This is a genomic window from Niastella sp., from assembly GCF_045805085.1.
Classification (GTDB): domain Bacteria; phylum Bacteroidota; class Bacteroidia; order Chitinophagales; family Chitinophagaceae; genus Niastella.
Map to the genome: position 1 here is coordinate 1 of NZ_JBJMLX010000087.1, position 19,707 is coordinate 19,707.

At 44.1% G+C, this 19,707-nt stretch carries 22 protein-coding genes; 7 read left to right on the plus strand and 15 right to left on the minus strand.

Features of this window, described 5'->3' with window-relative positions; genetic code table 11:
* Positions 1–26: 26 nt before the first annotated feature.
* Together ACJ751_RS04170 and ACJ751_RS04175 are read right to left on the minus strand one after the other, a co-directional pair.
* Positions 27–434 carry a Dabb family protein gene (locus ACJ751_RS04170; protein WP_407744116.1) on the minus strand — a complete coding sequence of 136 codons (408 nt, stop codon included), beginning with the start codon at positions 432–434 and terminating at the stop codon, positions 27–29.
* A gap of 17 nt (positions 435–451) precedes the next feature.
* Complete coding sequence (locus ACJ751_RS04175; RefSeq protein WP_407744117.1) at positions 452–1,837, minus strand: deoxyguanosinetriphosphate triphosphohydrolase; 1,386 nt, start codon at positions 1,835–1,837, stop codon at positions 452–454.
* Positions 1,838–2,055: 218 nt separating this feature from the next.
* Between ACJ751_RS04175 and ACJ751_RS04180 the strand changes: the two genes are divergently transcribed.
* Entirely contained in the window at positions 2,056–2,265 is a 210-nt protein-coding gene (locus ACJ751_RS04180; protein ID WP_407744118.1) for a hypothetical protein, read from the plus strand.
* Between the two features lie 81 nt (positions 2,266–2,346).
* Here ACJ751_RS04180 and ACJ751_RS04185 read toward each other — a convergent pair whose 3' ends face one another.
* Both ACJ751_RS04185 and ACJ751_RS04190 read right to left on the minus strand, forming a co-directional pair.
* Positions 2,347–4,137: an acyl-CoA dehydrogenase family protein gene (locus tag ACJ751_RS04185; RefSeq protein WP_407744119.1), complete on the minus strand. Its 1,791-nt coding sequence runs from the start codon at positions 4,135–4,137 to the stop codon at positions 2,347–2,349.
* Between the two features lie 246 nt (positions 4,138–4,383).
* Entirely contained in the window at positions 4,384–4,824 is a 441-nt protein-coding gene (locus tag ACJ751_RS04190) for a MarR family winged helix-turn-helix transcriptional regulator (protein ID WP_407744120.1), read from the minus strand.
* A gap of 730 nt (positions 4,825–5,554) precedes the next feature.
* Here ACJ751_RS04190 and ACJ751_RS04195 point away from each other — a divergent pair.
* The 3 genes from ACJ751_RS04195 to ACJ751_RS04205 are packed head-to-tail and all read left to right on the plus strand — an operon-like array spanning position 5,555 to position 8,646.
* Entirely contained in the window at positions 5,555–6,370 is an 816-nt protein-coding gene (locus tag ACJ751_RS04195; protein ID WP_407744121.1) for an alpha/beta hydrolase, read from the plus strand.
* Positions 6,371–6,392: 22 nt separating this feature from the next.
* On the plus strand, positions 6,393–7,544 hold the full coding sequence (locus ACJ751_RS04200) for a glycosyltransferase (RefSeq protein ID WP_407744122.1): 1,152 nt from the start codon (positions 6,393–6,395) through the stop codon (positions 7,542–7,544).
* Positions 7,545–7,548: 4 nt separating this feature from the next.
* Entirely contained in the window at positions 7,549–8,646 is a 1,098-nt protein-coding gene (locus ACJ751_RS04205) for an ABC transporter permease (protein WP_407744123.1), read from the plus strand.
* A gap of 50 nt (positions 8,647–8,696) precedes the next feature.
* On the opposite strand, the gene ACJ751_RS04210 is transcribed toward ACJ751_RS04205, so the two are convergent.
* Positions 8,697–9,107, minus strand: coding sequence for a hypothetical protein (locus ACJ751_RS04210; RefSeq protein ID WP_407744124.1), 411 nt, complete (start codon positions 9,105–9,107; stop codon positions 8,697–8,699).
* 78 nt (positions 9,108–9,185) lie between these two features.
* Complete coding sequence (locus ACJ751_RS04215) at positions 9,186–9,656, minus strand: Lrp/AsnC ligand binding domain-containing protein (protein ID WP_014222623.1); 471 nt, start codon at positions 9,654–9,656, stop codon at positions 9,186–9,188.
* 534 nt (positions 9,657–10,190) lie between these two features.
* Here ACJ751_RS04215 and trmB point away from each other — a divergent pair.
* From trmB to ACJ751_RS04230, 3 genes are read left to right on the plus strand one after another with little or no spacing between them, the layout of a single operon-like run.
* Entirely contained in the window at positions 10,191–10,901 is a 711-nt protein-coding gene (gene trmB / locus ACJ751_RS04220; RefSeq protein ID WP_407744125.1) for a tRNA (guanosine(46)-N7)-methyltransferase TrmB, read from the plus strand.
* A 25-nt stretch (positions 10,902–10,926) separates the two neighbouring features.
* Positions 10,927–11,082 (plus strand): DUF5522 domain-containing protein, encoded by a 156-nt coding sequence (locus tag ACJ751_RS04225; protein WP_407744148.1) that lies wholly within the window; start codon positions 10,927–10,929, stop codon positions 11,080–11,082.
* Entirely contained in the window at positions 11,057–11,455 is a 399-nt protein-coding gene (locus ACJ751_RS04230; RefSeq protein WP_407744126.1) for an MGMT family protein, read from the plus strand. Before ACJ751_RS04225 ends, ACJ751_RS04230 begins: the two co-directional genes overlap by 26 nt.
* Positions 11,456–11,714: 259 nt before the next feature.
* On the opposite strand, the gene ACJ751_RS04235 is transcribed toward ACJ751_RS04230, so the two are convergent.
* The 9 genes from ACJ751_RS04235 to ACJ751_RS04275 form a co-directional block, all read right to left on the minus strand.
* Positions 11,715–12,728, minus strand: a complete 1,014-nt coding sequence (locus ACJ751_RS04235) for a zinc-binding alcohol dehydrogenase family protein (RefSeq protein ID WP_407744127.1) — start codon at positions 12,726–12,728, stop codon at positions 11,715–11,717.
* Positions 12,729–13,000: 272 nt separating this feature from the next.
* Positions 13,001–13,474 carry a hypothetical protein gene (locus tag ACJ751_RS04240; protein WP_407744128.1) on the minus strand — a complete coding sequence of 158 codons (474 nt, stop codon included), beginning with the start codon at positions 13,472–13,474 and terminating at the stop codon, positions 13,001–13,003.
* Between the two features lie 9 nt (positions 13,475–13,483).
* Positions 13,484–14,065 (minus strand): DUF420 domain-containing protein, encoded by a 582-nt coding sequence (locus ACJ751_RS04245; protein WP_407744129.1) that lies wholly within the window; start codon positions 14,063–14,065, stop codon positions 13,484–13,486.
* A gap of 2 nt (positions 14,066–14,067) precedes the next feature.
* Positions 14,068–14,883, minus strand: a complete 816-nt coding sequence (locus ACJ751_RS04250; RefSeq protein WP_407744130.1) for an SCO family protein — start codon at positions 14,881–14,883, stop codon at positions 14,068–14,070.
* 195 nt (positions 14,884–15,078) lie between these two features.
* Entirely contained in the window at positions 15,079–15,540 is a 462-nt protein-coding gene (locus ACJ751_RS04255) for a cytochrome C oxidase subunit IV family protein (protein WP_407744131.1), read from the minus strand.
* Between the two features lie 71 nt (positions 15,541–15,611).
* The gene (locus tag ACJ751_RS04260; protein ID WP_407744132.1) at positions 15,612–16,286 is read right to left on the minus strand and encodes a cytochrome c oxidase subunit 3; all 675 of its coding nucleotides are present in this window, start codon (positions 16,284–16,286) and stop codon (positions 15,612–15,614) included.
* Between the two features lie 30 nt (positions 16,287–16,316).
* A complete protein-coding gene (locus ACJ751_RS04265) occupies positions 16,317–16,886 on the minus strand; it encodes a heme-copper oxidase subunit III (protein ID WP_407744149.1) in 570 nt (189 codons plus the stop codon).
* Between the two features lie 23 nt (positions 16,887–16,909).
* Positions 16,910–17,809, minus strand: a complete 900-nt coding sequence (gene cyoE, locus ACJ751_RS04270) for a heme o synthase (protein WP_407744133.1) — start codon at positions 17,807–17,809, stop codon at positions 16,910–16,912.
* Positions 17,810–17,857: 48 nt separating this feature from the next.
* Positions 17,858–19,666 carry a cbb3-type cytochrome c oxidase subunit I gene (locus ACJ751_RS04275; RefSeq protein WP_407744134.1) on the minus strand — a complete coding sequence of 603 codons (1,809 nt, stop codon included), beginning with the start codon at positions 19,664–19,666 and terminating at the stop codon, positions 17,858–17,860.
* Between the last annotated feature and the right edge of the window lie 41 nt (positions 19,667–19,707).

Consider the following 19,707-nt stretch of genomic DNA (forward strand, 5'->3'; position numbering starts at 1 on the left):
AGTAAGTATCCGTTCATGGGCCACCGTTATTTAGCATCTACAGAATCATACACAATTACCTTGCTCCATAAGTGCGAATAGTCTTCAACAAATTTCAGGTGAATAGGATCAACCTGGTAGCTTGCCTGGTCGGCCCCATTATCAAACAAAGCGAACCAGCTGAATACGTACCCCCGTTCAATTACATCGCGGTTGGTATCGGCCGGCTGACCAATATGAAAGGTTCTGATAGTTGGTACCATCGATAGCTTATGCAGACCTTCGAGGAGTTTGGCGCGATCTTCCTTGCTGCCGGCATTCTTTAACCAGAAATAAACGTGATGGATAAATTTGTTTTCTATCATAACGGGATCCCCATTTTCTGCTAAGGTAACCAATCCACCGGCAACCATCGCTTTTCCGGTGTTACTAATAAATTCGCGGCGTGTAGTCATATTTTTAAGGTTTTATTTTATCGTATTTGTGGAAATTCAATCCCCGTGATCTTTCTGAAAACGTCTACCGCAAACAGGTCGGTCATACCCGCAATAAAATCAACTACCGATTGAATGTCGTTGTACAGCTTGTCGCGTTCACCGGTAATTATAAACTGTTGGGAGATCAATTGCAGCAGTTTCTTTGATTTGGCCGATTTGGGATTGATAACCGCCGCAAAGAATTCTTTCAGCAAACCGCCAATTACATTGTAACCGGCAATTTCAATTTCCACTACCGACCGGTGATTATAGATATGCTGGATGGAAAATTCGTCGATGGTTTTCATCAACTGCAATTCCGATTCCGGCAAATAATCGATCAATGATCTTTGTAAGGTACCCTGCAGCAACTCCTCCTCTTTCTCCATAAACACATTGGTAACGCGGTTGATGAGCAGGTTTATGAGCTTGGCGCGTAAGAACTGCACCCGCTGGTTATTGTCGTTTATGCCGTTAAAAGTATCTTCTACCTTTTCTCTGGCATCATAGCCGGTCTCATTCTCAAAAAACTGCAGGAATAATTCTTTAATAGTATCGATGGAAATGATATTAAGGCGGTGCGCATCTTCAAAATCAATAATGCGGTAACAGATATCATCGGCTGCTTCAACCAGGTACACAAAGGGATGGCGGGCAAAAATGTTTTTTGAGTCATCGAGCCGGGGGATGCCCAGTTCATTGGCAATATGTTTATAGGTTTCAATCTCCGAATCAAAGAATCCCGATTTTTTTGTTACCAGCTGTTGTTTATTAAACCCGCTCAGTGAATCGGATGGATATTTTACAATGGAGGCCAGTGTTGCGTAGGTTAACCGGAAACCACCGGCTGCTTTTTCATTAAAACTATGTGTAAGGGTGCGAAAAGCATTGGCGTTCCCTTCGAAATAAAGAAAATCGCGTTGCTGGTTCTCACTGAGCAATTCCGAAAATTGCGCCTTTTCCGTCCCGGTGAGCTCCGTGAAAAAAGTACGGATGGCGTCCTCACCCGAATGCCCGAACGGTGGATTACCAATATCATGCGCCAGGCAACCGGCGGCAATTACCGAGGGCAATTCATATTTATAAAACTCGCGGAAGTAATCGTTTTCCTGTGGGTATTTCTGCGCAAGGGCGTCGCCCACCGCTTTACCCAACGACCGGCCCACCGACGCCACCTCTAAACTATGCGTTAAGCGGTTATGCACAAACACGCCGGGACCGGGTAACGGAAATACCTGGGTTTTATTCTGCAACCGTCTGAAAGCGCTTGAAAATATCAGGCGATCATAATCCCTAACAAAGGACGTTCGTACCGCATCGGTGTACGCCGTCTTGTTTTCAGAGCCGCTCCGTTTGCTGCTAGTAAGTTGTTGCCAGTTCATGGCGACAAAAATAACCGAAAAATAGCGAGGGTTTAAAATAGCCTTCAGCTTTCGCAAAACCTTGTGTCCTAAGGGGTATTTAGCTTACAAAACCCTGATAGCCCAAGGGCAAACCCCTATATTTTCTACAAAACCCAATTGATTTTATCCAAAAGTTAGAATAATTGCAAGGCAGATATTATATTCAATCTGAAATTCGTGCTACAAAATTTAACCGTATGCGTATAGTACCCTTTGTAAACAGCTTATTGATCGTTTGTTTTATGGCTGTGATAGCTTCTATGACCATTATGCTCACCAGTACTGGTTACAACGATAAAGTTTCACATTCCTGTTTTATACTTCATGCCACTGCCGGCTTTTTATTGCTTGCCCGGGCTGCATTTAAATCTGATGAGGGAGAAGAAGGTGATAAGTTGACCAGTTAACAAGTTGACGAGTTAACCCACAGAAAAAACCCTTCTGCCAAAGCGCAAAAGGGTTATTAATTTTCCGTCCGGATAATATGTTTACAGTGGATACCGGTTATCGGCAATGAGCTTCGCAGCAATGCGGCGTTTGGCTTCCTTGCTATTGAAAGGTTCCATTTTTGTAAACCGTTTTATTCCCAATAACATCATCCGTTGTTCATCACCATCGGCAAACGCATTAATAGCGTCTTTGCCATGTTTGTGAATGAGGTCGGCGGAATCGTATAAATAAGTTCTTGTTATATCCAGTTCAAAGGCAGCTGCGGCTTCGCCTTTGCGATCAACCAGCTTCATGGCCCGTAATAGGGCGCTTTCGGCGGCAAAGGTGGCAATTGCCATATCGGCAATGTGCATCAGTATTTCCTGCTCCTGCTCGATCTTCGTCATCAGTTTTTGTACTGCGGCACCGGCTGTTAACAGGATGGCCTTTTTAAAATTGGCGATCAGCTTTTTCTCTTTGGCAAAAGCTTCTTCATCGCCGCTGCCAAAGTCGGGGATGCTCATCAATTCTTTCTGCACGTTCATGGCGCCTGTCATCAGGTCTAAACGGCCTTTCATGGCGCGTTTCAATACCATATCAACCGTTAACAGGCGATTGATCTCGTTGGTGCCTTCATAAATGCGGTTGATGCGGCTATCGCGGTAGGCTTTTGAAATTACATATTCATCGCTGTAACCATTACCACCGTGGATCTGTACGCCTTCATCCACTATAAAATCGAGCGTTTCGCTGCCAAATACTTTTAAGATGGCGCATTCGATGGCATATTCTTCTGCCCCGCCCAGCACTGATTCGCTGAATGATTTACCGGCGGCCAGCAGTTCATGCTCTTTATCATCGATCCATTTGGCGGTGCGGTACAAAGCGCTTTCGGCTACCCACATGACAATGGCCATTTCGGCCAGTTTATTTTTGATAGCGCCAAATGACGCGATAGGCGTTTTAAATTGTTCGCGGGTATTGGCGTATTGAATGCTGGTGGTAGTGGCCCTTTTGGCGCCGCCCAGGGCAGCTGCACACAATTTCAACCTGCCTATGTTCAGGATGTTGAAGGCAATAATGTGGCCTTTGCCAATTTCACCCAGCAGGTTTTCAACCGGCACCTTACAATCCTGAAAATACAACTGAACGGTTGAAGAACCTTTGATACCCATTTTGTGTTCTTCGGCCCCTTGCGTAAACCCTTCAAAACCTCTTTCTACAATAAAGGCCGAAAACTTGTCGCCATCAATTTTCGCAAACACGGTGTACACATCTGCAAAACCACCATTGGTGATCCAGCACTTCTGCCCGTTTAACAGGTAATGCTTTCCATCGGCGCTTAAAGTAGCTGTTGTTTTGGCGCCTAATGCATCGCTGCCGCTGTTGGGCTCTGTGAGGCCATAAGCACCCTTCCATTCGCCTGTAGCAAGCCTGGGAATATATTTACTCTTTTGGGTGTCGGTGCCAAAATAAAGGATCGGCAGGGTGCCAATACCCATGTGCGCCGAAACCGCCACGGAAAATGAAAAACCGCCGCCCAGTCCTTCCCCTACCAGGTTAGAGGTAATAAAGTCTTTACCCAGCCCACCATACTGTTCGGGAATGGAAGCGCCCAGCAAACCCTGTTCACCGGCTTTGGTAACAAGTGAAGGCATCAGACCCGGTTCCAGTTTATCGATGCGGTCGAGAATAGGCAATACCTCCGCATCGAGGAACGAAGCGCACATGTCTTTTACCATTTGCTGTTCTTCTGAAAAATCTTCCGGGATGAAGGTATCAAAGGGGGAACTTTCCTTTATAAGCCATTCACCGCCTTTGAGTATGTTTTGTTGTGTGGTGGTGCTCATATGTAGTATGTTTATTGTTGGGTAAATTTTGTTGCAATCGTTATTCTGAGTGCTTTTCGTGAAACGGCAAACGTGAAACGTGAAACGACCTCCGTAATTCGAGCCTCACTTTTGCATTCAACCTGTTAACTTGTCAACCCTTTCAACTTCCTACTTCTAACCTCTTATTTCATACTCCCTCTATCAACTATATCAACCCTATCAACTTGTTAACCTCGTCAACTGATCAACTGGTCAACTGGTCAACTACTTCAGGTTATCATAAACTATCTGTAGCACTTCCCTACATACATCAATTCTGTCCGGGCTAACTCCCTCCAGTGCTTCCAACAACGTTTCATTGGCCAGCTCCATGGTTTGGTCCTGCAGCTTTTGGGCGCGGCCGGTTAAATAGATCAGGTTCATTCTGCGATCTGACTCTGATGATACCCGTTTTACCAGTTGCAGTTTTTCCAGGTTATCTACTAACCGGGTAATGCTGGGTTTATCGCGGTACGATGCATTGCACAACTCCTGCTGACTGATACCATCCTGTTTCCATAAATGGTATAGCACACTCCATTGCTCAATAGTTAAATTAAGGTTCGCTGTATTGAACTTTTTCTGCAGCCGACGGGCAATAGCCGTTGATGCCTTTCCAGTGATAAAACTGTATAATTCGCCTCTCTTGAATTGGTTGTTTGTCATATAGTTGTTTATACAACTATCCAAATCTAGTATTTTACCTTCATTTCAACAAGTTTTGGCCGGCAAATATTTGTAAGCGGGTTATAATAGTGAAGGTTGGCTGAAATAAGGAAATACTGGCTTTTAATAATGCTAATAAATATTCAATTGGCTGGAAATGAATAATATATTAAAACAAAGACCTCTTAAATTCGACAAAAAAAGTAATTTTCTCAATAGAACACTATGTGTTTGCAATAGAAAAAACAATTTTCTGCCATGAAATGCTGAATCTTCATTTAAACCAATAGTTGTTTCCTGAAAACAGTACCATTTCTCATCAGGAACAGCACATTTCATTTAAGAAAAGATACATTCCTCGTGAGAACACAATAGATTTTCGCGAGAAAACAAATTTCCCATTGAAAACAGCCTCTGTTTTATTGAGAAAAAAACTTCTACCGACTATTTCGACTCGCTTTTCACCAGGAAATTTGATTTATCATGTAGACTGACTTTCTTTTAATTCAAACAGAACCAGTCTTAATTAAAACAGCAGGTGATTCCATATAAGCAGAAGCATTTTAAAAAGAACAGGATCCATTCCAGTGAAAAAATGATTTTTCTATTGTAAACAGGATCTGTTCTACTCAGGAAAAACTTTCTTTTAATTGAACCACCTTCTTGTACAAACGATCTGTTCAATGCCCTGTGTGCCGCTTAATACTTATATTGTAGCCGATTTATACACATGCAAACTGCTTTTCTTCCATACCGGTCGTCGCAAGTGCATTATTGCTGGTTTGGTACCGGGCAAAAGCTGATCCTTTGTTTGCATGGCTATGGCGAATCCTCGGAGTCGTTTCACTTTCTTGAAAAATATATTGGAACCGACTATACACTCATTGGCATCGATCTTCCCTTTCATGGCAAAACGCAATGGAACGAAGGCCTGCAGTTCTCTGTTGCCGACCTGGTAACCATCACTGAAACCCTGCATACAAAATATTGCGATGGTATACAACCCATAACCCTTTTAGGATATAGCATGGGCGGCAGAGTTGCGTTACAATTACTGCAATCGCTTGCTACCAAAATAGAAAAAACAGTATTGCTGGCGCCCGATGGGTTGAAGGTAAATTTCTGGTACTGGCTGGCCACGCAGACTTATATTGGCAACCGTTTGTTCGGATATACCATGAAACATTCCGGCTGGTTCTTCTCCTTGCTGAAAGCCGGCAATAAATTAAAACTGATCAATCAAAGTGTTTTAAAATTCACCCGCTATTATATCAACGATACCACTGTACGCAGGTTGTTATACGAACGTTGGACCACCATGCGTGCGATTAAACCCAACCTTGCATTTATAAAAAAGTTAATCCGTACACATGCCCTGCCGGTTCGATTGTTATATGGGCAATACGATCGAATCATCCGGTCCGAACGGGGAGAAAAATTTCGAAGAGGTATTGAATCTTTCTGTACGTTGCATATTATTCAGACAGGCCACCAGGTATTACAGGAAAAACAAGTGAATGAGATAATATCATTAATAGAATCGTAAAATATTTTCCAAATCCAATTGAATGATGCCAGTTTTCTTTTTCCTGTTCTTTCTGTTTATGGTGATCTATGCCCTGCTGATAAATTATTATCACAGTGCCTGGAACAAGTTGCCGGAATTTGTTTTACCCGAAAAGCAGGCTTCCGTATTCATCTCAGTCATTATTGCCGCGCGCAATGAAGAGCAACACATTCCTACCCTGTTACAATCTTTGCAGGACCAGCAATATCCGAAACATCTTTATGAAGTAATTGTCATCGACGATCATTCAACCGATCATACCTGGTCGCTTTTACAGGGATTGCGTTTTGATGGACTGCAGATAAAAGCCCTGGCGTTAAAAGATCATGTGGAAGAAAGAAGTGCAGTCGGTTCTTATAAAAAGAAAGCCATTGAAACCGGCATCAATGCCGCCGCCGGACAATTGATTGTAACTACCGATGCTGATTGCCGGTTCAACCCAAACTGGTTGCAATCGATAGCCGCATTCTATGAAGCCAACGACGCCAAATTTATTGCAGCACCCGTTACGTTCTATAATCAGTCGACGTTATTATCCGTTTTTCAAACCCTTGACTTTTTGACCCTGCAAGGCATTACAGCCGCGTCGGTGTATAAACGGTTTCACTCCATGTGCAATGGCGCCAACCTGGCTTATGAAAAGTCGGCGTTTTATGAAGTGGGTGGTTTTAACAACATCGATACCATTGCCTCGGGGGATGATATGTTGTTAATGCATAAAATATTTAAACAATATCCCGACAGGGTATTTTACCTGAAGAATAATACCGCCATTGTTACTACAGAACCGGCGCACAACTGGAAACAGTTCTTTCACCAGCGCATTCGCTGGGCAAGCAAAGCCGACAGCTATGATGACAAGCGCATCTTCTGGGTTTTGTTATTAGTATACCTGTTGAATGTTTGCTTTCTGGCAGGCGCTGTTGCCTCGTTATGGAATGGTACCTGGCTGTTGATGGTGCTGTTATTATTGCTGGCAAAAGTGTTAATAGAATTTCCATTCGTAAATTCGGTAGCCATCTTTTTTGGCCAGCAAAAGTTAATGAAGTATTTTCCTTTTCTGCAACCCCTGCATATCAGTTATACCATTATTGCAGGCTGGTTGGGTAAATTTGGACATTACGAGTGGAAAGGAAGACGAATAAAGAAATAACAATATGACTACTGCCACCACAAGAACAACCTGGCGGCGACTTAAAAAGAACAAAGGGGCACTGATTGGTATAGCCATTATTGCGTTGGCCATACTGATAGCTGTATTTGCCTACTTTTTAGCGCCGGATGGTTCGCCCAATGCCAACAGGATGGTGGTGGAAATAGGTGGTCAACAACCCGGTTATACCCAGTCATTTCTTGAATTACCCCGGGCAGGAAAGGTCAGATCTGCGGGTTTCTTCAACCGCCTTTTTTCCGGCAAAGAAGATAAATACCAATACATTCCCATCACCGGTTATCACCAACAAGGCGATAGTTTGCTTATTCAGAAATACATCGACGAAGGTATTTCAGAAAGAGTTGCCCTGCCCATAGCCCAAACCCGTTGGCAGGAAGGATCGGCCAAAGGTGATTTTAAGATCACTACAAAAAAGTTCCGCCTGGGAACTGATAAATATGGCCGCGATATCTTAAGCAGGTTGTTGGTTGGCGTTCGCGTAAGCCTCGGTGTAGGACTGGTCACGGTTCTGATCTCATTAAGTATCGGCGTATTGCTGGGCGCGCTGGCAGGTTATTTCAGGGGTAGAACCGATGAGGTAATTATGTGGTTCATCAATGTGATCTGGAGCATACCTACGCTGTTGCTGGTTTTCGCCATTACGCTGGTATTGGGCAAAGGCTTTTGGCAGGTGTTTATTGCCATTGGATTGACCATGTGGGTAAGTGTGGCCCGTATTATTCGCGGACAGGTATTAAGCGTGCGTGAGCTGGAATATGTAGAGGCCGCCAAAGCATTGGGTTATTCGCATACCCGGATTATTTTTCGCCATGTGCTGCCCAATGTAATGGGACCGGTGATGGTAATGGCGGCTTCCAACTTTGCTTCGGCTATTGTAATAGAAGCAGGATTAAGCTTTTTAGGCGTGGGCGTTCAACCACCGCAACCAAGCTGGGGATTAATGATAAAAGAAAACTACAACTTTATAATTACCCACAATCCTATGCTGGCACTGGCGCCCGGCTTTGCCATTATGTTACTGGTGCTGGCGTTTAATATGCTGGGCAATGGTTTACGTGATGCCTTGCAGGTGAAGGAATAAAAAAACCTGCCCAACTTTCGCAGGGCAGGTAGTATAATTTATCATCCAGTTTATTTAGCCGTGTATCTATAAGTACCAGACCAGGTATTGGTGTTACAGGTTGCAGAAGTTACAGTAATTGTAACCAGGCAACTAACACCAGGAGGTGTTTTGGTGATGGTAAAGCTATTAGATGTTAATGCTTTATCGCGAGTCTCCGTGAAGAAGACCGTACCATTATTTTCAGTTTTGGCATTTACTATAACGGTAGCGCCTAATGGCGGCATGGTTTCAATATTTACAACTAAAGGAAAATCAGTTCCGGGAGCGGGAGGATCAACCGTGTTGATGGCTGGAATGGTTGTTACTTTTATTGCCTGTTCGCCACAACCACCCTCGTTACCATTTTTCTTCTTTTTACAACTCACAGCAGCAGAAAGAACAAGGAGTACGGCCAAACCAAGCAGGATAAATTTTTTCATAATAGGTAGAGATAAATTTTGAATTATACTTACAACGCAAAAAAGCTGCCGTTTTACATATTTTACTATGAAAATTGGCTATTGTGTAAAAACCTGAACGTTCCGGCTGAAACTTTCTTCCAGCGAAATAAACGTTTCGGTGCGTTCAATTCCTTTTATCTTCTGTAATTCATCGTGTAATACAAACCGTAATTGATTAATATCTTTACACACGATCTCAGCAAACATGCTGTAGTTACCAGTTGTATAATTCAACCGTACAATTTCGGGGATGCGCTGCAGTTCTTTAGCTACAAAATCGTACAGGGAGCTTTTCTCAAGATATATGCCAATAAATGCAATAACATCGTATCCGAGCGCTTTAAGGTCCACATTTAATTTTGTACCTTTGACTATACCCGCTTCCTGTAGTTTTTTTATCCGAACATGAATTGTACCTCCGGAAACAAAAAGCTTCTTACCCAGATCTGCATATGAAATTTCTGCATTATCCATCATCTCGTGGATGATCTGCAGGTCCAGTTTATCCAAATTCAATTTAGCTGCCATTTTTGCAATCGTTTTTTTACAAAATTCAAGCAATAGTGCAAATATTTGCATATTATCGAAACTTTCCAAATTTCTCTTGAATAATTTACAACAATACCGGCAGTTTCTTTAATATTGTGCTGTAATAGTTCTTTAAACAGCGACAAATACACTGTGGGGTGATGAAATTTGGCAGACATGCCCCCTCGTCTCGGGGGTGGGGAACAAAGGACAAATTACGCTTTCGGGCGTGGCTAACAACCCCGTGGAGGTTCGAATCCTTCTCCTACAGCAGCTTTTTTTACACGTTTTTATCTTGTGGAGTGATGAAACTTGGCAGACATGCCCTCTTGTCTCGGGGGTGGGGGTTTGGGATAAACGTGGTGTAATGCCGATCAAGCAATTGGTCGACTGGGGTTGACCACCACAGATTTGCACCATGGCTAACTACCCCGTGGAGGTTCGAATCCTCCCTCTACAGCTTCAAATGCCGTCTTTATATTGGCTATCAGTATATTGACGGCATTTTTGTTTTTAGCCTATTTTTGCGGCTTCATGGGCCAAAAAAAATTACAACGCTTCGCTGAAGTACTCACATTCTCCAATGTGCTGCAATACCCGGACAATATGCCCGGTACCTGGAAAAACTTTTTTCATAACGATCATCCCATTACCCTTGAACTCGCTTGCGGTAAAGGTGAATACGCCCTAGGACTGGGCCGGTTATTTCCCGACCGGAACTTCCTGGGAGTTGACGTGAAGGGTAATCGCATTTGGGTAGGCGCCAAAAAAGCCTTGCAGGAGAATCTGTCCAATGTAGGCTTCCTGCGTACTCAGATCGATCGTATTGGCACCTATTTCTCACCGGGTGAAGTGTCGGAGATCTGGCTTACGTTCCCGGATCCGCAATTAAGGACCTCCAAGGCCCGTAAAAGACTCACCCACCCCAAATTTCTGCAACTGTACCAACAAATAATGCGGCCGGGTGGTTATATTCACCTGAAAACCGATTCGCCAAGCCTGTACCGTTTCACCAAATGGGTGATCGATTTATATGATCTTCCAATCATACAGGACATTGCCGATGTATATGCCGGTGAAGTGAGCGATGTGCTGAAAATTAAAACGCATTACGAAGGGCTGGACATTGCCCAAAGCAACAAGGTGCATTATTTACAATTCATGCTGCCGGCCACTCCTCTACCTGATAAAGAAAGTGCTTTAAAAATATTATTGCTTGAAGAAGAATCTGACAGAAGGAGTTGACTTTTACTATAATGAACAGGGGTATATGGTGCTTACGGCACAATATCATCTGGAAAGAGGGCATTGTTGTGGGAACGGATGCCGGCACTGTCCGTTTGAATATGTAAATGTTCCCGAGCCCCGAAAGAGCCAGTTGCTTAATCAATATAAACAAGATGGCACCACGCAAAAAAACCAATAACACCGCCAGGGAAAAACTGGCTTCCGTAAATCCTTCGGGCAAAAAAGAAGAATCTTTTTTCGAGCTGGTTTTTGAAGTAGCCCGCCAGATCCCCAAGGGCCGTGTTACTTCTTACGGCGCTATTGCCAGTTGCCTGGGCACCAAACTATCGGCAAGAATGGTAGGCTGGGCCATGCACGCGGCCCATTCAGCCAAACCTAAAATACCTGCCCATCGCGTAGTAAACCGCAATGGTATGTTAACCGGTAAACATCATTTTAACCCGCCTTCGAAAATGGAAGAGCAGCTGAAGAAAGAAGGCGTAAAGGTTAAGAATGATACGGTGGTTGATTTTAAGAAGCTGTTTTGGGATCCTTCGACGGAGTTGATTTAGTCGTGAATCGGCAATCGTGAATCGGCAATGGGTTCGCGACATTTGAGCCCCGCTTAATCGTGAAACGGTCCGCCAGCTGGCGGATGAAAGGGTTCGCGTTAAGGCGAATGATCTCAAAAGCTCATACCTCGGCTTTATTAAACCTGTTAACTTATCAACTCGTTAACCTGTCAACTTTATCAACGCTATCAACTTTATCAACCCTATGAACTTCCTACTAGTTAACTCGTCAACTGGTCAACTCGTCAACTGGTCAACCCTACCCCAACTCCACCATAGCCTTAATAACTCCCGTTTCCGGTTTCAGCCAACTCGCAAACTCATCCTTTACTTTCTCAAACATTACCCGGTGGGTAATATAGGTGGCGGGATTCACCAGTTTCTTTTTCATGCTATTCATTACCAGGTCAAAATCTTCCCTGGTGGCATTGCGGCTGCTCATTAAAGTAGCTTCGCGTTTATGAAACTCGGGATGGGAAAAACTGATCTCATTCTTTTGCAAACCAACCAGCACATAACGGGCGCCATGTGCCATGTATTGAAATGCATTATTGATAGCCTTTAAACTTCCGGTAGCATCGATCACTACGGTAGGCATGTCGTTGTTGGTGATCTCCTGCAGGCGCTGCATTACATTATCAGTAGCCGCATTGATGGTATGCGCTACCTGTAATTTTTCGCGGCAGAACTGTAAGCGTTGTTCATTGATGTCCATGGCAATAACATGACCACCGGCTATGCGGGCAAATTCCATAATGCCCAGGCCAATAGGACCGGCGCCAATTACCAGTACGTATTCACCAGGCTGAACTCCTGCCCGGCGAACACCATGTGCGCCAATAGCCAGCGGTTCAACCAATGCCAGCTCATCAAAGCTCAATCCATCGCCATGCAACAATGAATAAGAAGGAACCACTAAATATTCACGCATGCCGCCATCAACATGCACGCCGCATACCTGGATGCTGGTACAGCAATTAGGTTTGCCACTGCGGCAGGCAATACACTTCCCACAATTGAAATAAGGAATAATAGTTACGGGTTCGCTCGCTTTAAACCCAGGCGCATCACCCGATACATATTCTGCAGCCAGTTCATGACCCAGAATGCGCGGATAATTAAAAAAAGGCTGTGTGCCTTCATAGGCATGCAGATCGGTTCCGCAAATACCTATGCGTTTTATTTTAAGTAACGACTGATTTTCTTTAACCTCCGGTTGCTGTCCCTGCTGGTATTCAAATTGGCCGGGAGTGATGCAAACTAACTGCTTCATATAATAAAATGCTTTTCGTCGTGAATCGGCAATCGTGAATCGGCAATGCTGAGTCGTGAAACGTCAAACGTGAAACGTGAAAGGACTCGCGCCAGTGTAATATTCCTCACTATTTTCATCTCTCACTCGTTTCATCTTTCAACCCTTTACCAACTCCATCAACCCTATCAACTTATCCCTATTTACCTCAAATCCCTCGCTTCAATTCCTTGTCAACTGGTTAACTGGTTAACTGGTCAACTCGGCCCTCTCTATTAACCAGGCCACTCCAACTACTTTTTCCCCTCCAACCTAGACACTTCTTCATTAGTCAAATTCAACAACACCACAATATTCGCCTTACGAGGGGTGAAAACAAACAAGCACGCTATATGAAACACCCCCAACGCTAAAAATGCAAGATTGTGTGTAAGCATATACCCTATTGTTGCCAGTAAACCCGGTCCCTCGATCATTGCCCACCACAAGATACAGGCAGAACGATATAAGTCCATCCTTTGCTCACCCGATCCGGTATCATTGCGGGCAGCCAGCATCTTTTTCTTGAAAAGATTGAACCCACCCAATAACATAACACCTGATACCAGGATACAAATCACCTGAAAGCTGCGTTCAAGCGTTTCACCGGAGGCAGGTACAAGGTTCCGCTGAACCAGTACAATGGCGATCAGGCTGAATATAATCATACTCATCAATAAAGCGGTATGCAGTATTTTCAGCACTCTAAATGCATTGGGTTGTTGCATGGAAAAATATTAATAATAAGGACTTATCATTAAATATACCAAAACACCGGTTACTGAAACATATAACCAAACAGGCCAGGTGTAACGGGCCAGTTTTTTGTGTTGGGAATATTCACCAATTAACGCCCGGTAGGCCGTATAAAGTATAAAGGGCAAAACAAGACCAGCAAGCGGAATATGGGTGGAGAGTATAATAAAATACAGTGTTCTTTTGGGACCGGCCAATGCAATCTCTTCGGGACTCATTTGACCATCGTGGTTCAAATCGCCAAACCTTGTTTCACCGGCAAATAAATGGTGACAGATGTAGGACACCAGGAAGATCACTGATAAGATCAATGCGGTGATCATGATCTTCATGTGCAGTTCATATTTGCCTTGTTTTGCTGTAGCCAAACCGGCCAGCAACAACAGGCTTACAATGGCATTAATTACGGCGTTCAACTGCGCAAAAACATGTACGTTAAAACCAAGGTCTACATCGAGCTTGATGCGACTTAATGCCGACACCGCAACAAAAACTATAAAGGAAAATACAAGAATGAGCCAGTGGGCCTTTTTATCATTTTTTGCCAGTACGGGAGGTAGCATAACTATATAAATTTGGGTTCTTTTGCTGGTCTGCGCGTGATCCAAACAAATAGCACAACAGCTATGATCACAGCTATGTAAATTGGCCAAATGCTTATCAGTTGGGCCAATACTGGCGAAGGTTCGTTTTTGTCTTTTTCCAACATCAGCAGGGTTATATCCTCTGCCAGTTTGGAAAGGGCCATTGTATCCAGTCCATCGTAATAACCACGCACAATGCCTTTTCTATCGATCACTACAAATTTCTGGGTGTGTATAAAGTTGGAGTCAACCCCTTCCCCATCCTGCAGGCCCAGCTTTACTTCGTTCAACGCAAAATCATAGATGGTCTTTTTAGGACCGGTAAGCATCCACCACACATCGGGGTTCACGCCAAAGTGCGTGGCGTATTTTTTCAGTTGTTCTACAGTATCTCTTTGGGGGTCAACAGTGAATGATAAAAACTGAACAAACGAGCTATCTAATCTTTTGGTAACATCCTTCATTTTAAGCGCGTCCTGCAGCCCTTTCATATTCTTTGTAAGGGTAGGACAAATAGAGGGACAATGGGTAAAGAAGAAATCGGCTACTATTATTCTACCTCGCAAGCTGTCTAATGTTACAGAATCACCCAGCTGATTTCTTAGCTTAATGTTGGCTACCTGGTGCCAGAAAGTATCCCTTACTTCTTTTCCATTCTTTACCGAATCAACTATATCATCGGCATAGTAATGCGGAGGCATATGAATGGCATCCCTGCTAACTCCCTTTACAATGAAGTAGCTTATAAGCGGTAAAAAAATAGCGATACACAGGGCTAATAATGCTTTCTGACTCACGGGTTTTTCTTTTGCTGCGCAAAGTTACCGTAAGGCACAATGCCATGCAGCTTTTTATTTGAATAAAATACATTTATGTATTTCCTATGGGATGAACCGTTGTAACTCATTGCTCATTAACCCGTTCCACTTAAAAAAAGAACCATCGTCAGGTGACGATGGTTCTTTTTTATATCACATTTAGCAGTAAAGTCATTATTGTAATTTGCCAGGCTCTTCCTTTTCACCTGGTTTAGCCGGCTCTTTTTGCTCTACTTTTTCAGTAGCATGCTCTTTGTAATGTTTGTCGTAGGTATTACGCAGGTTCTTGTAAGAATTTCCATCCCACAGGAAAGCGGTAATAAACCAGATGAACAATAAAGCCGGAATAGAAATGCTGAGGATCAGATTTCTGATCTCATGACGCAAGTGCATGAACTCAGCTATGATAAAGAAAGCCTTTGCCAGTGTAAGTATAACGAATACACCATTCAGTAAATGTTTTACCAGGTGTGGGTTCGAAAACTCAATTTCATAATATGTGATTGCCAGAATCAATTCGAATACCGTGATGTATAAGAGTATCCGGAAAGTTCTCCAGATCGCTTTTCTGTCGAAAGTATGTGCCTCGTCGTGTGCGTGAGTGTGCGGTACTGCTGCTACATGTGCATTTTCCATAATCGCAATATTATATATAAATCAATTAACTGCCTATGTTATAATAATCAGTAGTTGAAATATTCAACCTACTAGAACAGGTAAAAACAAGTGAATACGAATACCCATACCAGGTCAACAAAGTGCCAGTACAAACCAGCTTTCTCGATCATCAGGTAGTGGCCTCTTCTGTCGAACACACCTTTATACGTCATGATGAACATGATGATGTTTATCACTACACCAGACAATACGTGGAATCCGTGGAAACCGGTGATGGTAAAGAAGAAGTTGGTAAAGTTGGTAGAGGACATTGTACCGTCGATGTTCATGAACGGATTATGACCCCACCAGGCGCCTTCGTGATACAGGTGTGTCCACTCCCAGGCCTGGCAGCTTAAGAAAGCGATACCACCGAGGATGGTCCAGCCTAACCATTTCAACACTTCTTTTCTGTTCATTTCATGACCAGCGCCTACGGCCAGTACCATGGTTACCGAACTCATGATCAGGATGAAGGTCATTAAGCTCACGAACGCCAGCGGAATATGCATTTCGCCCACGATAGGGAAAGACCTGAACACGTGGTTGGGGTCGGGCCATGAGTTAGTTGAAAACCGGATGGTTCCGTACGAAATCAAGAATGCGCCGAAAGTAAAAGCATCGCTCATTAAGAAATACCACATCATTAACTTGCCATACTCCACTTTGAATGGGCTCTTTCCTCCGGTCCACATGCCTTGATTAGCCGTTGCTACTTGTGCCATGTTGCTATTTTAGTATTAGTAGTTCTGCAATTAAGATTTAAACAAAAAGAACACAAACAAATAAACCCATAACAGGTCTACAAAGTGCCAGTAGGTGCTCATCACCTCTACCGGTACTGAATTATAATTCCTGATGCGTGCGCTGAATGCTTTTATGAACATCACTATCAGTGCAATGATGCCGCCTAAAACGTGCACCGCATGCAATCCGAAAATTACGTATAAGAACTGTCCTGCCCCCGCTGATCCCGCCAGTTTGTTCCCGGAATTCCACAGTTGTGAAAACCCGGTGATCTGCAATCCTATGAAAAGGATTCCCAGGATCATAGTAACCGTTAATAAGCGGCGATATTGTTGCATACCCCGTTCTTTAAACGATTTCAGACCCCATTGCATGGTAAAACTGCTGAGCAGCATCACGGCAGTTGAATAATAAAAGATCTGTGGCATATGCACCGAGCTAAACCCGGGCAAACTGCCTTTTACAATATAGGCACTGGTTAAGCCGGCAAACATCATAATGATGCTGCCTATGCCTACCCACAAGGTAAACTTGTGCGGATGTATTTTTTTTCGTTGCGTACTCACTGCTTCTGCCATCACGGTTTTAAAGTTTTTATCTTTTATAATTTATCGGCCAGTAAAGCTAATAATACTATAGGCAAATAAATATAGCTGGTGAACATTACCCGGCGCGCGGCTTTCTTCTCCATTTCACGATACAGCCGTATGCTTTGCCAAAGCATGAACAGGTTTGCTATCAGTACGATCACGAAACTCATCATCCCACTCATGCCAACCAGGTAAGGCAAAGTGCCAACCGGTATCAATACCAGTGAGTAAATGATCGACTGTACTGCTGAATACTTGGTAGGTCCTTCTACTGAAGGCATCAGTTTAAACCCGGCATTGGAATAATCCTTGTGCGCAATCCAGGCGATAGCCCAGAAGTGCGGGAACTGCCAGAAAAACTGGATGGCAAAAAGCACCCAACCGCCAACGCTTAATTCATCCTGACCTGCAGCCCAGCCAATTAAACAGGGTAAAGCCCCTGGCACGGCGCCTAACAGCACCGATACGGCGCTTACCTTTTTTAATGGGGTGTACATGTAGGCATATACAAACCAGCTGAACAGGGCCAAACCGGCCGACAACCAGTTAAAGCAATAGCCCAGGATGAATAAACCTGCCACTACCGCAATGATGGCAAAGGCCCATGCTTCTGCCGGTTGCATTCTTCCGGATGCTACCGGGCGTTTGGCAGTGCGCGCCATCATAGCGTCTGTATCTTTCTCCACTATCTGGTTTACGGTGTTGGCGCTGCCGGTTACCAGCAGGCCACCTATAAACAACAGGATAATGTGAAGCCAGTCGTATTCAACAACCTTCGGCGCCAGCAGGTAACTGATAACAGCACTAAACACAACCATGAAGCTGAGGCTGAATTTAATCAGCATCATATAATCCTTTACCTTACCGGCAATATTTAAAGAACTCTGTTGCTTCACGGTTACTTGCTCCATCAGTTAAAAAATATGTTTTAATAGTGGTTGCCCACTGCTTACACTCAATTAGTGTTTAGATTCATTCGCACTGATTGGCTCAGTTTGAGGAATGAAATCACGTCCATCCTTGCTGTAATCATAAGCCCAGCGATGAACTTCAGGGATCTCACCTTCCCAGTTACCATGGCCCGGGTGAATAGGTGCAGTCCACTCGAGGGTAGTAGCGCCCCAGGGATTCTGCGTAGTCAATCTTCTACCTTTAAAAATAGAGTAGAAGAAATTGAACACGAACAGTAACTGTGTAGCGAACACGATGATAGCTACAGTTGAGATGAACTTGTTCAGATCACCGAACATGTTGAATGATGACCAGTTGCTGTAATCCAGGTAACGGCGGGGCATCCCAGCCAAACCTTCGTAGTGCATTGGCCAGAAGATGAGGTAAGCGCCAACCAGGGTTACCCAGAAGTGGATGAAGGCCAGTGTATTGTTCATATAACGGCCATACATTTTGGGAAACCAGTGGTAAATACCGGCGAACATACCAAAGAATGCCGACACACCCATTACAATGTGGAAGTGCGCAATTACAAAATAAGTATCGTGCAGGTGAATATCCAGTGTAGAGTTACCCAGGAAGATACCAGTTAAACCACCAGAGATGAACAGGCTCACAAAACCTAACGCGAACATCATACCGGGTGTAAACTTGATATTTGCTTTCCAGATGGTAGTTAACCAGTTGAACACTTTGATGGCCGAAGGAACGGCGATCAACAGGGTCAATAGTACGAATACTGAGCCCAGGAACGGATTCAAACCGGTTACGAACATGTGGTGCGCCCATACGAGGAAGGCGAGGATGGTGATAGCGAACAGCGATCCAACCATCGCCATGTAACCAAAGATCGGTTTGCGTGAGTTAACTGAGAGGATCTCAGACGCCATACCCATCGCTGGCAACAGGATGATGTACACCTCGGGGTGACCCAGGAACCAGAACAAGTGCTGGTACAGGATAGCGCTACCGCCTTCATTTGGCAATGCGGTATTGGTAGCAGCAATATAAATATCTGACAGGTAGAAGCTGGTGCCGCCGTGACGATCGAACAGCAACAGGATGAAACCTGATAATAACACAGGGAAAGATAAGATACCTAAAACCGCGGTGAAGAACAGGGCCCAGATGGTCAAAGGCAAACGGGTCATGCTCATACCTTTGGTACGCAGGTTCAATACAGTAGAAACGTAGTTCAAACCACCTAATAAAGAAGATACTACGAACATGGCCATCGCTGTGATCCACAGATCCATCCCGGTTTTAGAACCAGGTGACGCATCACCCAGGGCGCTCAATGGCGGGTAGGCTGTCCAACCACCGCTGAACGGACCGGTTTGAATAAACAGGGAAGACAACATTACGATGCTACCGCCAAAGAAGAACCAGTATGACAACATGTTCATCATTGGCGAAGCCATATCGCGTGCACCTACCTGTAAAGGAATGAGGAAGTTGGCGAATGTACCACTTAAGCCACCGGTTAACACGAAGAATACCAGAATGGTACCGTGCATGGTTACCAATGCATAATAGTTCTCAGGGGTGATCTTACCGCCTTTTGCCCAGTTACCCAGAATATCTTCCAGCCAGGGGAAAGTTTGGTCGGGGTAACCTAATTGCAAGCGGAACAACACTGACATCAAACCACCAATAATGGCCCATATCATACCAGTGATCAGGAATTGCTTCGCAATGATCTTGTGATCCTGGCTGAATACGTATTTTGAAATAAACGACTGTTGGTGATGATGCGCGCCATGCTCATCGTGATGCACTTCATGCGATGTTAAAACTTCTGCGTGACCGTGGCTCATTGTATCTTGTTTTGAGGTCGTAATAATTCTGTTTAAAGTCT

Coding starts and splice junctions, on each gene's coding strand:
- ACJ751_RS04170 (WP_407744116.1), bottom strand. CDS start 434: ATGACTACACGCCGCGAATTTATTAGTAACACCGGAAAAGCGATGGTT.
- ACJ751_RS04175 (WP_407744117.1), bottom strand. CDS start 1,837: ATGAACTGGCAACAACTTACTAGCAGCAAACGGAGCGGCTCTGAAAAC.
- ACJ751_RS04180 (WP_407744118.1), top strand. CDS start 2,056: ATGCGTATAGTACCCTTTGTAAACAGCTTATTGATCGTTTGTTTTATG.
- ACJ751_RS04185 (WP_407744119.1), bottom strand. CDS start 4,137: ATGAGCACCACCACACAACAAAACATACTCAAAGGCGGTGAATGGCTT.
- ACJ751_RS04190 (WP_407744120.1), bottom strand. CDS start 4,824: ATGACAAACAACCAATTCAAGAGAGGCGAATTATACAGTTTTATCACT.
- ACJ751_RS04195 (WP_407744121.1), top strand. CDS start 5,555: ATGCAAACTGCTTTTCTTCCATACCGGTCGTCGCAAGTGCATTATTGC.
- ACJ751_RS04200 (WP_407744122.1), top strand. CDS start 6,393: ATGATGCCAGTTTTCTTTTTCCTGTTCTTTCTGTTTATGGTGATCTAT.
- ACJ751_RS04205 (WP_407744123.1), top strand. CDS start 7,549: ATGACTACTGCCACCACAAGAACAACCTGGCGGCGACTTAAAAAGAAC.
- ACJ751_RS04210 (WP_407744124.1), bottom strand. CDS start 9,107: ATGAAAAAATTTATCCTGCTTGGTTTGGCCGTACTCCTTGTTCTTTCT.
- ACJ751_RS04215 (WP_014222623.1), bottom strand. CDS start 9,656: ATGGCAGCTAAATTGAATTTGGATAAACTGGACCTGCAGATCATCCAC.
- trmB (WP_407744125.1), top strand. CDS start 10,191: ATGGGCCAAAAAAAATTACAACGCTTCGCTGAAGTACTCACATTCTCC.
- ACJ751_RS04225 (WP_407744148.1), top strand. CDS start 10,927: ATGGTGCTTACGGCACAATATCATCTGGAAAGAGGGCATTGTTGTGGG.
- ACJ751_RS04230 (WP_407744126.1), top strand. CDS start 11,057: ATGGCACCACGCAAAAAAACCAATAACACCGCCAGGGAAAAACTGGCT.
- ACJ751_RS04235 (WP_407744127.1), bottom strand. CDS start 12,728: ATGAAGCAGTTAGTTTGCATCACTCCCGGCCAATTTGAATACCAGCAG.
- ACJ751_RS04240 (WP_407744128.1), bottom strand. CDS start 13,474: ATGCAACAACCCAATGCATTTAGAGTGCTGAAAATACTGCATACCGCT.
- ACJ751_RS04245 (WP_407744129.1), bottom strand. CDS start 14,065: ATGCTACCTCCCGTACTGGCAAAAAATGATAAAAAGGCCCACTGGCTC.
- ACJ751_RS04255 (WP_407744131.1), bottom strand. CDS start 15,540: ATGGAAAATGCACATGTAGCAGCAGTACCGCACACTCACGCACACGAC.
- ACJ751_RS04260 (WP_407744132.1), bottom strand. CDS start 16,286: ATGGCACAAGTAGCAACGGCTAATCAAGGCATGTGGACCGGAGGAAAG.
- ACJ751_RS04265 (WP_407744149.1), bottom strand. CDS start 16,886: ATGGCAGAAGCAGTGAGTACGCAACGAAAAAAAATACATCCGCACAAG.
- cyoE (WP_407744133.1), bottom strand. CDS start 17,809: ATGGAGCAAGTAACCGTGAAGCAACAGAGTTCTTTAAATATTGCCGGT.
- ACJ751_RS04275 (WP_407744134.1), bottom strand. CDS start 19,666: ATGAGCCACGGTCACGCAGAAGTTTTAACATCGCATGAAGTGCATCAC.